The 14292-nt window shown below is 56.7% G+C and carries 13 protein-coding genes and 2 tRNA genes; 5 read left to right on the forward strand and 10 right to left on the reverse strand.

Annotation, left to right across the window (positions count from 1 at the left end; translation table 11 throughout):
* The gene (locus AC2FIS_RS00590; protein ID WP_496771600.1) at nucleotides 1-693 is read left to right on the forward strand and encodes a hypothetical protein; all 693 of its coding nucleotides are present in this window, start codon (nucleotides 1-3) and stop codon (nucleotides 691-693) included.
* On the forward strand, nucleotides 690-2531 hold the full coding sequence (locus AC2FIS_RS00595; protein WP_496771601.1) for a V-type ATP synthase subunit A: 1842 nt from the start codon (nucleotides 690-692) through the stop codon (nucleotides 2529-2531). Before AC2FIS_RS00590 ends, AC2FIS_RS00595 begins: the two co-directional genes overlap by 4 nt.
* 10 nt (nucleotides 2532-2541) lie before the next feature.
* Here the strand turns inward: AC2FIS_RS00595 and AC2FIS_RS00600 are convergent.
* The 6 genes from AC2FIS_RS00600 to AC2FIS_RS00625 all read right to left on the reverse strand — a co-directional run bounded on the left by AC2FIS_RS00600 (nucleotide 2542) and on the right by AC2FIS_RS00625 (nucleotide 7362).
* Nucleotides 2542-2616 (reverse strand) — tRNA-Glu (locus AC2FIS_RS00600).
* A 24-nt stretch (nucleotides 2617-2640) separates the two neighbouring features.
* Nucleotides 2641-2715 (reverse strand) — tRNA-Glu (locus AC2FIS_RS00605).
* A 98-nt stretch (nucleotides 2716-2813) separates the two neighbouring features.
* Complete coding sequence (gene recJ, locus AC2FIS_RS00610) at nucleotides 2814-4556, reverse strand: single-stranded-DNA-specific exonuclease RecJ (RefSeq protein ID WP_496771602.1); 1743 nt, start codon at nucleotides 4554-4556, stop codon at nucleotides 2814-2816.
* Between the two features lie 90 nt (nucleotides 4557-4646).
* Complete coding sequence (gene glpX, locus AC2FIS_RS00615) at nucleotides 4647-5630, reverse strand: class II fructose-bisphosphatase (protein WP_058274789.1); 984 nt, start codon at nucleotides 5628-5630, stop codon at nucleotides 4647-4649.
* 69 nt (nucleotides 5631-5699) lie between these two features.
* Entirely contained in the window at nucleotides 5700-6986 is a 1287-nt protein-coding gene (locus AC2FIS_RS00620) for a homoserine dehydrogenase (protein WP_472723458.1), read from the reverse strand.
* A gap of 127 nt (nucleotides 6987-7113) precedes the next feature.
* The gene (locus AC2FIS_RS00625) at nucleotides 7114-7362 is read right to left on the reverse strand and encodes a hypothetical protein (RefSeq protein WP_496704438.1); all 249 of its coding nucleotides are present in this window, start codon (nucleotides 7360-7362) and stop codon (nucleotides 7114-7116) included.
* Nucleotides 7363-7461: 99 nt separating this feature from the next.
* On the opposite strand from AC2FIS_RS00625, the gene AC2FIS_RS00630 reads away from it, so the two are divergent.
* Complete coding sequence (locus tag AC2FIS_RS00630; RefSeq protein ID WP_496771603.1) at nucleotides 7462-8049, forward strand: TetR/AcrR family transcriptional regulator; 588 nt, start codon at nucleotides 7462-7464, stop codon at nucleotides 8047-8049.
* A gap of 14 nt (nucleotides 8050-8063) precedes the next feature.
* Here the strand turns inward: AC2FIS_RS00630 and AC2FIS_RS00635 are convergent, their stop codons facing one another.
* The gene (locus tag AC2FIS_RS00635) at nucleotides 8064-8975 is read right to left on the reverse strand and encodes a pirin family protein (RefSeq protein ID WP_496704436.1); all 912 of its coding nucleotides are present in this window, start codon (nucleotides 8973-8975) and stop codon (nucleotides 8064-8066) included.
* Between the two features lie 158 nt (nucleotides 8976-9133).
* Here AC2FIS_RS00635 and AC2FIS_RS00640 point away from each other — a divergent pair, with 158 nt between their 5' ends.
* Entirely contained in the window at nucleotides 9134-9616 is a 483-nt protein-coding gene (locus tag AC2FIS_RS00640) for a hypothetical protein (RefSeq protein ID WP_496771604.1), read from the forward strand.
* Here AC2FIS_RS00640 and AC2FIS_RS00645 read toward each other — a convergent pair.
* From AC2FIS_RS00645 to AC2FIS_RS00655, 3 genes are read right to left on the reverse strand one after another with little or no spacing between them, the layout of a single operon-like run.
* The gene (locus tag AC2FIS_RS00645) at nucleotides 9600-10199 is read right to left on the reverse strand and encodes a TadE/TadG family type IV pilus assembly protein (protein ID WP_496771605.1); all 600 of its coding nucleotides are present in this window, start codon (nucleotides 10197-10199) and stop codon (nucleotides 9600-9602) included. The genes AC2FIS_RS00640 and AC2FIS_RS00645 overlap by 17 nt on opposite strands.
* 1 nt (nucleotide 10200) lies before the next feature.
* Complete coding sequence (locus AC2FIS_RS00650; RefSeq protein WP_496771606.1) at nucleotides 10201-10734, reverse strand: TadE/TadG family type IV pilus assembly protein; 534 nt, start codon at nucleotides 10732-10734, stop codon at nucleotides 10201-10203.
* Entirely contained in the window at nucleotides 10731-12536 is a 1806-nt protein-coding gene (locus AC2FIS_RS00655) for a TadE/TadG family type IV pilus assembly protein (protein ID WP_496771607.1), read from the reverse strand. The genes AC2FIS_RS00650 and AC2FIS_RS00655 overlap by 4 nt, the downstream gene beginning before the upstream one ends.
* A 325-nt stretch (nucleotides 12537-12861) precedes the next feature.
* Between AC2FIS_RS00655 and AC2FIS_RS00660 the strand changes: the two genes are divergently transcribed.
* Nucleotides 12862-14292, forward strand: coding sequence for a Glu/Leu/Phe/Val family dehydrogenase (locus AC2FIS_RS00660; protein WP_496771608.1), 1431 nt, complete (start codon nucleotides 12862-12864; stop codon nucleotides 14290-14292).

The raw sequence follows: 14292 nt of genomic DNA on the forward strand, positions 1-14292 counted from the left end.
ATGTCGGACCCTGACGCCTATATCGCCCTGATCAGCAGCCTGCCGGGCTCTGAGCGGTTGTTCGTGGCCAAACAACCTCCGCTGTCGCGGCTGCGGCTGGATCGTCGCCTTAAGGCGCTGAAGCCCGAGGACGCTAAGGTTCTGAAGGTTATGGAACATGCTCTGAATTGGAGCGCATATGACATGGATGTCACTGACGCGCAGGCTGTTTTGAGGTGCAAACAAGCGTTGGCCGAAATCCCGCAATCATCTTTGCGCAGCCTGTTCCTTGAACGGATGGACCTGCGTACTGTTGTTGCAGCATTGCGCCTGCGCGGGCAGAGGGGCAATCCGCCGTCCGGTTCGTATGGGTTTGGACGTTGGAGCCGTCACATCCCCGCCAATTGGGGTGACCCGGATTTCCGTCTGTCCACGGCGATGCCGTGGATCAAGGAAGCACGCCAGTTGTTTGAGGCCGAGGACCCCTTGGGTCTGGAACGACTGCTGCTGTCAGTCAGCCATAAGCAACTGAAACGACACGCCGCCCGTCACCTGTTCGATTTTGAGGCGGTGGCGATCTATGTCTTGATCTGGAACATTTTCGATCGCTGGGCGCAAAGCAACGCGCAGAATGCGGCCGCAAGATTTGAGAAGCTAGCCCAGCAAGCCATGAGTAATGTCGCAGATTTCGATTTTGAGAGAGTAAGCGCATGACTGCCCAAACATCCCCGGTTCAAACCGCAACCGCTCGCGTCGTCTCTGTCCAGGAAGGGCTGGTGAAAATTCACGCCAACCAAGACGCCGCCGGTGTTCCGGGGCAATTGGTCAAGAACGAGGTCGTGTTCATCCTTCCGACCCGTCCGGGCCCGGGCGGGCGTCAGGAACGCCTGAAGGCTGAGGTGCTGCGCGTGCGTGGCGATACAGCCGACGTTCAGGTCTACGAAAGCACGGACGGCGTCGCAGTTGGTGATCCGGTTGAACAGTCGGGACAACTGCTTTCGGTCGAACTTGGGCCGGGGCTTTTGGGGCAGGTCTTTGACGGCCTGCAATCGCCTTTGACCAAGGTTGCGGCCGAGTTCGGGACTTTCCTGCCGCGCGGGGCGGATGTGGCGCCGCTGGATGATCAGGCAAAATGGTCTTTCACTCCCACGATCAAAGTTGGCGACACGGTCAAGGCCGGCGACAGCATTGGCACTGTTCCGGAAGGCCGGTTTACCCACAAAATCATGCTGCCTTTCAACTGGGTCGGCGACTATAATGTTGTGTGGGTTCAGAAAGGTGCAGCCTCGATCCACGAGATTGTCGCGCGTCTTGAAGACGAGCAGGGTGGGGAGCACACGCTGACCCTGTGCCAAAAGTGGCCGGTACGACGGCCACTGCCTGAAAGCATCCTGAAGCACGCCCTGTCGGAACGGTTGTACCCGACTGAACCCGTTCTGACGTCTCAGCGCTTGATTGATACGTTCTTCCCCATAGCGCGCGGTGGCACGGCCTGTATTCCCGGCCCGTTCGGTGCGGGAAAAACCGTGCTGCAAAACCTGATCGCGCGAAACTCCAAGGTTGATATCGTGATCGTCGTGGCCTGCGGCGAACGTGCGGGTGAGGTGGTGGAAACGATCCACGAATTCCCCAAGATGACGGACCCGATGTCGGGCGGCAGTCTGATGGATCGGACGATCATCATCTGTAACACCTCTTCCATGCCTGTAGCTGCGCGTGAGGCGTCGATCTTCACCGGCATCACCTTGGGTGAGTATTACCGCCAGATGGGCTATGACGTGCTGTTGATCGCCGACAGTACCAGCCGCTGGGCGCAAGCCATGCGCGAGACCTCCGGCAAGCTGGAGGAAATCCCCGGGGAAGAGGGCTTCCCTGCCTATCTGGAAAGCTCGATCAAGGGCCTGTACGAGCGCGCAGGGGCGATGAAGACCAATGATGGCGATCTGGGTAGTCTGACGCTGATCGGTACGGTTTCGCCTGCGGGTGGCAATTTTGACGAGCCTGTGACGCAATCTACGCTGTCTACTGTGAAGTGCTTTCTGGGGCTGTCCTCGGAACGGGCTTATAAACGGTTCTACCCTGCGGTTGACCCAATGCTTAGCTGGTCGCGATACACCGATCAGCTCTCGGATTGGTATGACAAAAACGCCGAGCCCGGTTGGACAGGCAAGGTACGCGATCTGCTGGCCCTGATTGAAAAAGGTGAACAAGTCGATCAGATGATGCAGGTGACCGGCGAAGAGGGCGTCACCATCGAGGACTTCGTCACGCAGCAAAAAGCGCTGTTTGTGGACATGGTTTATCTGCAGCAGGATGCCTTTGACAAAGTCGACGCAACCGTCCCGCTAGAGCGTCAGAAGATGACATTCAAGCTGGTCTATGATGTTACTCAATCAACTGCGGAATTCGCGGATAAGGGTGAAGTGCGTCAGGTGTTCACCCAGCTCACTGGTCTTATGAAGAACTTCCACTATGCCGCGGAAAACACGCCGGAATTCAAGTCGCTGTGGGGGCAGATACAGGAACTCTGTCGCGAAAAATTCGGAGTGTAGGTCAGGGAAATGGTAGCCCGTAGGGGAATCGAACCCCTCTTTCCAGGTTGAAAACCTGGCGTCCTAACCGATAGACGAACGGGCCATCTGATAGTGGCATTAGCACAAGTGGTAGCCCGTAGGGGAATCGAACCCCTCTTTCCAGGTTGAAAACCTGGCGTCCTAACCGATAGACGAACGGGCCACGCTTGCTTGTGGAGGGCCTTTTACGGTTTACCTCTGACCCCCGCAAGCCGAAAAATGCAGGGATGCGAAACTTTTTTGGCAGGGCCGGAAATGGGCTCAGTTTGCCTCTGCCGCGTCCTCCAGTCTCAGCTGAACGCTTTGCCGTCCACCCCATGTGTTCACCTCAAGCCGTCCGGCGAAATGAAAGCGCGCGCCGCCATGGTTGGACAGCTTTTCCCCCATCGGTCCGTCAAAGGCGCCAAAGGCAATGGCATCAAGGCCACCACCAACCCCGTCGGACAGCGACAGTTTCAGATGGGAGTCGCCGACACGCTTGGCAAAGCGCACCTGCAGGTCAGGCAACGCATAGCGCGGGGCAGGGGCGCTGGCCCCGAAAGGACCGGCTTTTTCAATCTGTTCGATCAGATCGACCGAAGCAGCGCCCGGCATAAGGGCGCCGTCTAACTTCATGTCCGCAGGACCGCCTTTGCCCGCGCCTTGTTTGGCCAACAACTCGCTGAGGCGTTCCATGGCCGGTTCCAACTGATCGCGAATAACGGTCAGCCCTGCGGCCATCTTGTGCCCGCCGCCTTTGACCAAAAGTCCCTCGGCCGCCAACCGTTGGATTGATGCCCCCAGATCAACACCCGATACCGACCGCCCTGAACCCTTGCCTTCATCACCGTCAAAGCCGATGACAATGGCGGGCCTGTTGGCGTTTTCCTTGAGGCGGGATGCTACGATGCCGACGACACCGGGATGCCATCCTTCGCCGGCCGCCCAAACCAGAGGAGCGTCCAAGCCGCGTTCCTCGGCCTGTTCCAGTGCTGCCGCACGTACTGCGTTTTCGATATCACGACGTTCGGTATTCAACTCATCCAACCTTTGAGACAGCGCTTCAGCTTCGGTCATCGAGTCCGTGCTCAGCAGTCGCGCGCCCAGATCGGCCTGACCGATCCGCCCGCCCGCATTGACGCGCGGACCCAGAAGAAAACCCAGGTGATAGCTGGTAGGGGCTGAATCCATACGCGCCACATCCGACAGCGCCACTAATCCGGGTCGTTGCCGTTGTGCCATGACCTTCAAGCCTTGCCGGACCAGCGCTCGGTTCGCGTCGATCAGCGGAGCCACGTCCGCAACGGTTGCCAATGCCACAAGATCCAGCAGCCCGATCAGGTCGGGACCCTTAACCTCAGCCTCACGCAGTTGCCGACCAGCCTCAACCAGCATCAGGAACACCACGCCGGCAGCGCAGAAATACCCCAAATCACCGCTCTCATCCTGTCGGTTCGGGTTCACGACCGCCACGCAATCGGGCAGCGTTTCACCACCAAGGTGATGGTCCAGCACAATGACATCCGCGCCTTTTGCCGCCGCGATAGGTTCATGGCTAAGCGTTCCGCAATCCACGCAGATGATTAGGTCATGCGCAGCCGCCAGTTCCTGCATTGCAGGCACGTTCGGCCCATAACCCTCATCAATTCGGTCTGGCACATACAGCGTGGCTTGCAGCCCCATCTGACGCATCCAGACAAGCAACAAAGCCGCCGAACTGCCCCCATCGACGTCGTAATCGGCAAAAACCGCGATCCGCTGCTTGTTTCGGACAGCTTCCAAAAACCGCGTTGCGGCGGTCTCCATATCCTTCATGGACCGGGGGTCGGGTAGCAATTCCTTCAGCTTTGGTTGAAGAAAGCTTTCGGCTTCCATGGGTGGCACTCCGCGCCGCGCCAGAACCTGACATACCGCACGTGGCAGCCCGGACTGTTGCACCAGCATTTCCGTGGCTCGTTCGACCTCGGCCTCCGGTCCGATCCAACGCCGCCCGGTCAGTGACTGCTCAACCCCTAAAAAGCTCATGCCTGCCTCTCATATGCTAAGGCCGGACCCTCTCGGACCCGGCCTCATTGTATCTATCGATACCTCTGCCAAAGGCAAAGGTGCAAGCCATCACGCGTTGTCGTGCGGCCAGGTTGGCGTGCGGTAGGACATGCGGCGCACCGAACCGGTTTTGGAACGCATCAGCAGGGTGGTGGTTTCAACCCAGCCCGGCTGGCGTTTGATCCGCGGCAGCAAAGAGCCACCGGTCACGCCAGTTGCGGCAAAGATCACGTCTGCGGTCACCATCTCATCGCGAGAATAAACGCGGTCCAGATCGGTGATACCCGCCTTGGCGGCACGACCACGCTCGTCATCATTGCGGAACAGCAGGCGGCCAAAGATCTGCCCACCCATGCATTTCAGCGCGGCAGCGGCCAGAACGCCCTCGGGTGCTCCGCCTTGCCCCATGTACATATCGATGCCGGTCTCTTCGCTTTCGGCACAGTGCATGACGCCGGCCACGTCACCATCGGTGATCAGGCGGATCGAGGCGCCGGTTTCGCGCACTTCAGCGATCATCGCTTCGTGGCGGGGCCGCTCCAGAATGCAGACGGTGATGTCGGCAGGCTTGCAGCCTTTGGCATTGGCCAACGCTTCAACACGCTCGCGTGGGCTCATGTCGAGGTTCACGACGCCTTCCGGAAAGCCCGGACCAATGGCCAGCTTGTCCATATAAACATCGGGTGCGTGCAGCATCGAGCCGCGCGGGCCCATCGCGATCACGGTCAGCGCGTTCGGCATGTCCTTGGCGGTCAGAGTCGTGCCCTCAAGCGGGTCCAGTGCGATATCCACACCGGGGCCGTTTCCGGTGCCGACCTCTTCGCCAATATACAGCATCGGTGCTTCGTCACGCTCGCCTTCGCCGATGACAACCACGCCGGCAATGTCCAGCAGGTTCAGCTGTTCGCGCATCGCGTTTACAGCCGCCTGATCCGCAGCCTTTTCGTCACCACGTCCGACCAGCGAGGCCGAGGCCAGTGCGGCCTGCTCTGCGACCCGTGCAAGGCCCAGAGACAACAGGCGGTCGTTGAAATCGATTTTGGCAGCGCTCATTTTTCGTATCCTCAGGTCAATAAAGGCGTTTCATCGGGCATAGCCTGCGTTTTGTGCAGGCCGCAAGGGTCAAACCTCTTCAATCCGCAGTGCAACGGGCTCACCCGACACGACATCGGTCGTCCGGAGGCCTTCCAAAGCGACATCCAGCGTGGCACGTGTGGTCTTGTGCGTAACAATCAGAACCGGCGCGGTGGCTTCGGTGTGCCCGTACTGGCGCATTCGATCGATTGAGACACCTGCATCACCCAGAATAGCCGCCACTTTCGCCAGAGCACCCGGTTTGTCGAACAGTGCAAGGCGCAGATAGTAGGGGGCGGGCAGGCCGGTTATGGCAGGTTTTGCCTCTTCCAGTGTCGTGGCGGGACGGCCAAAAGTTGGGATCTGCAATCCCCGCGCCAGATCGCAGACGTCGCCCATCACGGCGCTTGCCGTTGGACCTTCGCCTGCGCCAGGGCCGCGCAGGACAACCTGATCGACCGCGTCGCCTTCGATGACGACCATATTGGTGCCGCCTTCCAGCTGACCCAGGGGCGAGCCGCTGGGTACAAGGCACGGCTGCATTCGCTGTTCCAGACCGCGTGCCGAGCGCTGAGCGACACCCAGCAGCTTGATGCGATAGCCCATGTCGGCTGCCTGATGAATGTCATCCAGACTGATATGCTGGATGCCTTCGATCTGGATGCCGTCGAAATTCGGTTTGGTACCAAACGCGATCGAGGACAAAAGCGCCAGCTTGTGCGCCGCGTCGATGCCGCCCACGTCCAGGTTCGGGTCAGCCTCGAGGTAGCCCAGTTCGGCGCATTCTTCGAACAGCGCGTTATACCCCAGCTCCTGCGATTGCATCCGCGTCAGGATATAGTTGCAGGTGCCGTTCATCACGCCCATGACGCGGGTGATCTCGTTCCCGGCCAGCCCTTCGGTCAGGGATTTGATCACGGGAATACCGCCTGCTACGGCGGCCTCAAACCGGATCACACGGCCTGCGGCCTCGGCTTTTTCAGCCAGCTCCTGACCGTGAATGGCCAACAGAGCCTTGTTCGCGGTCACCACATCCTTGCCAGCGGCCAACGCGGCCTCGACAGATGCTTTGGCGGGGCCGTTTTCGCCGCCCATAAGTTCGACAAAAATATCGACATCGTCGCGCTGCGCCAATGAGACGGGATCAGTCTCCCATGCATACTCCGACAGGTTCACGCCACGGTCTTTGTTTGCGTCGCGCGCAGAAACAGCGGTGATTTCGATCGCGCGACCTGTACGCGCCTGCAGCAGGTCGGCATGGCGGCGCACGATCCGCACGACACCCACGCCAACTGTTCCCAAGCCGGCAATTCCCAGCCGCAGCGCCTGTGTCATCCCGTGGGTTCCTTTCCGCTCGAATGTCCTTGGTTTCGGGCTGTTTGCCCGTTCAAAGGTGCCTTAACGGGTTCGGCGTCGAGGCGCAATCCGAGACAGCGGTAACAGTCAGTTGAAACGCGAAAGGTCAGTTGGTTTGCGCGTTTTGCAGCGCTTCGGCCTTTTTGGCCAGCGCTTCGCGGCGCGCGGTCAGGTCTTCTTCAACCTCGGCCGCTTCGTTCACGGGATCTATGGGCGGGCCAAGAACGTCCAGAAGTGGGACCAGCTTCGGGTACGCGGCCGAGCGTACATTCGGCTGTTCGCGTCCTTCCAATTCCGGGAAGTCCGCGCAGGCTGCGCAAGTTAGAAGCAGAACCAAAAGTGGCAGGGGCTTCATGCTGAACCCTTTCAATGACGACTGGCACCGTGATGCACCTTTTGCGGCGGTCGTTCAAGCGGGGTTCTATATGAACGCTTGTTCATATATGATGACGGTATGGCACGTACCCAAGGCTCACACTCCGATATCACCGGCCCGCGCATTCGAAAAGCAGCGTTGGGGCTGTTTGCCCGACATGGCTATGCCGCTGTATCCATGCGCCAGATCGCAAAAGATGTGGGTGTGCAGGCGGGGGCGCTGTACAACTACACGCCTGACAAGCAAAGCCTGCTGTTTCGCCTGATGCAGGATCACATGCAGGATCTGTTGGCTGCTTATGGTGAACTTGAAAAACCCGCCGATGCCGAGACCGCGCTACGCCGCTTTGTCGGCTTTCACATTCGGTTTCATATGGAGCGACCGGATGAAGTCTTTATCGCCTATATGGAGCTGCGCAACCTCTCACCCGAAAACTTCTCGGAAATCGAAGGCCTGCGCCGGGCTTATGAGGATTCGCTTGAAGCCATCTTGCAGGACGGGCAGAAGTCTGGGTTCTTTGCCGTTGCCGATACCAAAATCGCGACCCTGGCCGTGATCGCGATGCTGAACGGTGTGATGACCTGGTACCGTGCAGGCGGACGCTTGTCGCTGGACGAAGTTGAGCAGGTGTATTGGGATATGGTCAGACGCGCCGTAACCGCCTGACCAACTTTGCCCTATCAGTGCGCGGCGCGGATGAATGTGCCATTTCGGAGTTCTTTGAATGCCAGTTCCAGTTCGGCACGCGTGTTCATGACAATTGGGCCATGCCATGCGACAGGCTCATCAATCGGCGCGCCCGAGATCAACAGAAACCGAACACCTTCGGGACCAGCTTGAACTGTGACCTCATCGCCGGTGCCGAACCGAACCAGAGTGCGGTCACCGGACAGATCGCGGATGTTGACCTCTTGTCCCGCGACCTCTTTTTCCAAAAGCACGCCGGTAGGTTGTGATGCGTCGGCAAAGGCCGCTTGACCTTGGAACACATAGGCAAACGCCCGGCGGTAGGTGTCGATGCGAAAGGTCTTTTTCACGCCAGCCGGAACCTGAATATCCAAGTACTGCGGGTCGGCGGCAATACCGTCTACCGGGCCGGCCTTGCCCCAGAACTCACCAACAATAACGCGCACGGTGGTGCCATCATCATCAGTGACCTCGGGGATCTCTTTGCTTTGAACATCCTGATAGCGGGGCGCTGTCATCTTTTGATCTGACGGCAGATTGCCCCACAGCTGGAACCCGTGCATTTGGCCCGCACCGTTTCCTTTGGGCATTTCCTGATGCAGGATTCCGGACCCAGCGGTCATCCACTGAACGTCGCCTGCGCCTAAGGTGCCGGTGTTGCCCAGCGAATCCGAATGCTCGACCGAGCCGGACAGGACATAGGTGATGGTTTCGATGCCGCGATGCGGATGCCACGGGAAGCCCGCCTGATAATCCTTGGGGTGATCATTGCGGAAGTCGTCGAACAACAGGAACGGGTCAAGCTCGGACGGGTCCTGAAATCCGAAAGCCCGATGCAATTTGACGCCTGCGCCTTCCATGGTCGGCACGGCCTTGCGGGTTTCCAATGTTGGTCTAAGGGACATGATGGCCTCCTGAATTTGTGGGCATCATGTATGCTGTTGGCGATATGCGTCAATTTGCGTGCAAACACGGGTGCTGTGCGCAATTCCATAGTCGGCTTCCCTCTGTTTTTCGGCACACAAAGCGGATAAACCCGGACAGAGCAGAGCAGGGGACGTCAATGCAACAAGAAATTCTGGCCACGGTTCGGCCTTCATCATCCAGGCGTTGGATAGGGGTGGGAATGCTGTCGACCGTGGGTGTGCTGGTCATCTATGTCGCTTTGACCACGCCACCGGAACCGGCTTGGTTGGTCTTTTTGCTTGTCGTTGGTGTGGCGGCGTTTTGGCTGGCCTATCGCATGTGGCAAGCCACCAGCGACTGGATCGAGCTGACCGAGACTGAATTGCGGACCGGATCAGGGCAGGTGATTACCCGTATCGAAGATATCGAGACCATCGATCAGGGGGTGTTTGCGTTCAAGCCGTCAAATGGATTTTTGTTGAAGACCAGGGAAAGCGCAGAAAACAGCTGGGCACCGGGATTGTGGTGGCGATTGGGGCGCCGTGTTGGCATCGGCGGCCTGACTACGGCCGCAGAAACCAAATTTATGATCCAAGTAGTGTATTCACTGTTGGAGTATACATCTAACAAAAATGCTTAGAATCGGGCCCCTTGACTATCGGAACAAAACGCGGCCGCGTGAAAACAAAGTTGTCAAATGTGTGATCCCTGTCCAGCCAACCAGTATTCAAAATCGGAACATAAGGTTTGGACGTTTCAACGATGATCAATGAGTCCGTATTTGCCATAGGCGGAAGCCTTTCAATCAACGAATCGAGATTGTCATTGGTCCAGTTGCTCTCGTACCCACACGCTGTAGACCACTCAACGTTATAGCGCTCTTCTGTACCGGTGTTTTGATCGGCGGCAAAGTACTGGATCACCGACAATCGCATTTTTAGCGGCGAGTTGTCGGTTACCATACGATTGTATATCAAATACATGGATTCCGCATAAATATCGGTTATTGCATCCTCACCCTCACGCGAAACTAGGTCACTTACCGTGTACGCAGCTTTCAGATTTGCGCTGCTTTCAAGAAAACCATCAAAATACGTATAAGTAAGCGTGATACTCCATACGAGCATCGGGAAAATCAGAGCAGACTCCAAGGATAGGTTGCCGTTCTCCTTGCCCAAAAAAGTGCCAAACAGGTTACGGATGCGTGAAGTGAGACACGTCATATTAAGGCTCCTGAACAAAGGTAGTCGTCGCCGTAAGTGTGACCAGACCATCATCGCCTGACACAGCCCGCCCCATTGCGGTCGTAGGGAAAAGCGGATCGACCTTCGCGCAGGCACGCAGGATCATCAGTTCGTTCGATCCGCCATTCGAAAATTCGCGGACTGGCTTGGCCTCATCGGCTCTGTCTGAACAGTCTGGAACAATAGGAAGGTTCACACCGCCATACGGGTCCTGAATAATCATCTCCAATTGCAGGTTGTCAGAACAATTCCGCATCGCAACCATTTTACCGCAGATGGCTTCCTTGATCGTATTGTGCTTAGTATCCGGCAAATTGATCCCAAGCCGAATGTCGCGCACGACCAGATCCATCGAGCGATCCAGCATCGCTTTCTGAATCGAGACCATTGAGTATTCGATGACGCCCAGAATGAAAAACATGTAAAGGGGGAACCATATGGCAAACTCAACGGTCAATGAACCGTGCTCTGTTCGTTTGAACCGAACCGCCTTTTCCAGAGTTTTACGGATCATTGCGTCAGTCTCAGTTGTTTGATTGTTAGGGCAATAGATTCAAAGACTTGCGGAAGCGTCAGGTCGTCGCCCAAAGTGCCGCCGTTCTGGACTTCGTAAAAGAAGCTCGCGCCGCTAGAACAATTTTTTATGACTGTAGCACCTGCTTCCGGCGCTTCGAAAGCAATGCCATAGACATCAACATTCTTTGCCTTGATCGCGCCACAAATATCACCCACCCGCGTGTCTTTGGTTCCGCCACCAATCGTTGTGAAGGCATTGTTGTACCAGTCTCGAGTGCGCTGGTATTCGAATGCATAGTTATACTCGGCGTTCCAGTCCAAGTTTACACGATTCCACAGCTCCGGGTAAGTCAGGCGTACAGACTCACCTTCTTCATTAAATGGTTCCGAGTGCCCTCTTGTTCCGCGTCGGGTATATAAATACTCGGGTGGGTTTTCCGAGATTTGAACACTGTACTCACCGGAGCGAGTAAGCGTTCTGTCGCAGTTGTATTTAATCCATAATCCGTCGTCCCAGTCATAATATTCGCGACAGTTCCTATAGTCCTTTGCAGTACTTGTGCTGGGATTGTACCAAACATCCGATAATCCGTCGCGCAAGTCCTCGTCCAAAATCCAATTGCTGGTGTTCTCCCCGTCTGTCATGACAATCATGATCTTTTTGACATTGGATTCATATGCCAGTGGACGGTTACTAAAGGTTGGTGGAACAACCTTCTTAGGTTCGTTGCCGTCCGCGTCGAGTCCGGTGTTTGGATCGATTACTACGCTTGCGTTGGCGTTCTGACTAGACAATCTGCTTATTACGGGCTGGAACTGGGGATCCAGCAGTGCCGCACCCCATTTAACTCCGATGTCAATCGACGTGTTTCCGCCGGCGGTCATGGCGTTGATCTGGTCGTGCAGGTCCGAGACGATGTTGGTCACCGGTGTGATGGAACTGCCGGCTCGGGTGGTACAGACTGAAGAGGTGTGGGCTTCTCGATCATATCTATCGCTTTTGCCAGAGCGGTCGAAATGCGCCGCGCGATTGAGGCTATCGTTCGGATCGATCCAAGCTTCTTTGAATTGGTCTTCGGCAGTGGTATCTTCGAAATTCACGCAATGGGAATAGTCGTGTTCAGTCGTAACCCCCGGCATTTGATCCAGAATGTTCTTTCCTGCGTTCACCTGGTTGTTGTAAGGTACGATCGAGATCGAAATCTTGTTTGGGTCTTCCCCAAGGTAGATCGTATCCACGAATTGTATTGCGGCTTCCTGAAGGGCCTTCATCTTAGTTTTACCCGGCGTTGCAGAATCCCAGCCCATCGAGCCGGAAATATCCAGAACCATCGTGATTTCGAGCGCACCAATAGATTCTTCCGCGACGCTCGTGACCGAAGCCGTCAGTTTGGGATATCCAAAGAACCACATAAAGTGCGTTTTGACGTCGACTTCAGCTTTTGCTGTGACTTTTCTCGATCCAAGGGTTGGATTATCATCAACTTCGGGTTCATTCGTAAGCTTGCCGCGGACGTCGGACTTCTCAACATAGGATTTGACCACTTCCGCAGGGGGGAGAGTTTGTTTAACGTTGGCCGCCGCAAGAACCGCGCGATCCAGCGTGCCTTGAAGGCTCGCTCTGTCGCGCTCAAAGTTCATTATGTCGACGCCAATACCGGCTGTCGCAAATATGAGCAAAAAACCAAGAACAACAAAGATAATGAACACGCCACCGTCCTCGTCGCGTGAAAAACGACGAGCAGCCGCGGCTGCGCTCTTACAATTTTTGCTGTTATTCTTAAATACGCGCATTTTCATCTAGCCGACCTCGCTGAGCAGACATTCGGCGCTGCTAAGGAAAAGTTAACGTTTGAAAACTAACGGCGAATCGTGGCGTGAATTGGGCGGAAGTGCCGAAGATATGGCAACTTTGGGCGCGAACCGTAGATAATTGAACGGCTTTTTCGCCTCTGTTTTCGGTCCGGCGACAATTTTTCATAAGTTAAGCCCAGAGTGCGACTCAGCCCTGTCCGAGCATCTTCATGACGATTTCGGGTTTTATTGTTGCTTAATTATTGATCGTTTAGCCAATGGGTGCGACAAAACGTCAGAACGCTCGTCGTTCGTCGGCACGGAGGATTAAATGACGGCCATTAATGAACCCAGCTTTCGCGAAAGTGTAGATTTGATGTTTAACAGGGCAGCGTCCCTTATGGACCTGCCACCGGGGTTGGAGGAAAAGATCCGTGTCTGCAACGCCACCTACACCGTTCGGTTCGGCGTCCGCCTGCGCGGCGATATTCATACTTTCACCGGTTACCGCTCGGTTCATTCCGAGCATATGGAGCCCGTGAAAGGCGGTATCCGCTATGCCACGGCCGTGAACCAGGATGAGGTCGAGGCGCTTGCCGCCCTGATGACTTATAAATGTGCTCTGGTCGAAACGCCCTTTGGCGGATCGAAAGGGGGGTTGTGCATCGATCCCCGCAAATACGAAGAGCACGAGTTGGAGCAGATCACCCGCCGCTTTGCCTATGAGCTGGCCAAGCGCGATCTGATCAACCCCTCGCAAAACGTACCCGCCCCCGACATGGGAACGGGCGAGCGTGAGATGGCCTGGATGGCGGATCAATACGCCCGGATGAACACGACGGACATCAATGCGCGCGCCTGTGTGACCGGCAAGCCGCTGAACGCGGGCGGTATCGCCGGCCGGGTCGAAGCAACAGGTCGCGGCATCCAATACGCCCTGCGTGAGTTCTTCCGCCACCCGGAAGACATGCAAAAGGCGGGGCTGTCCGGCAAGCTGGATGGCAAGCGTGTCATCGTTCAGGGGCTGGGCAATGTGGGCTATCACGCCGCAAAGTTCCTGAGCGAGGAGGACGGATCCAGAATTGTCGGCATCATCGAGTGGGATGGCGCGCTGTATAATCCCGACGGGATCGACGTGGAATCCGTGCGGCAATGGATCGTCAAGCATGGCGGTGTCAGTGATTATCCCGATGCGACACACTCGGCCGAAGGTGGTGCAGTTCTTGAAGAAGAATGCGATATCCTCATCCCGGCTGCTCTGGAAGCGGTTATCAACCTGTCCAACGCAGACCGGATCAAGGCGCCTCTGATTATCGAGGCTGCGAATGGCCCGGTGACTGCCGGTGCGGATGAGATTCTGCGCAAGAAGGGCACGGTGATCATTCCTGACATGTACGCAAACGCGGGTGGTGTGACGGTTTCCTATTTCGAATGGGTCAAGAACCTGAGCCATATTCGCTTTGGCCGTATGCAGCGTCGTCAGGAAGAGGCGCGGCACGAGCTGATCGTCAGCGAGTTGGAGCGGCTGGATCGTTACCTGGGCGATGCCTGGTCGATGTCTCCGGACTTTAAGGCCAAGTACCTTCGCGGCGCGGACGAGCTGGAACTGGTGCGCTCGGGCCTCGATGACACGATGCGCATTGCCTATCAATCCATGCGCGAAGTCTGGCACAGCCGCGACGATGTCGAGGATCTGCGGACGGCGGCCTATATCGTGGCCATTGACCGCGTCTCGAAAAGCTATCGCGCCAAAGGGCTGTGA

The sequence above is a fragment of the Ruegeria sp. CDSB113 genome, from assembly GCF_059611045.1.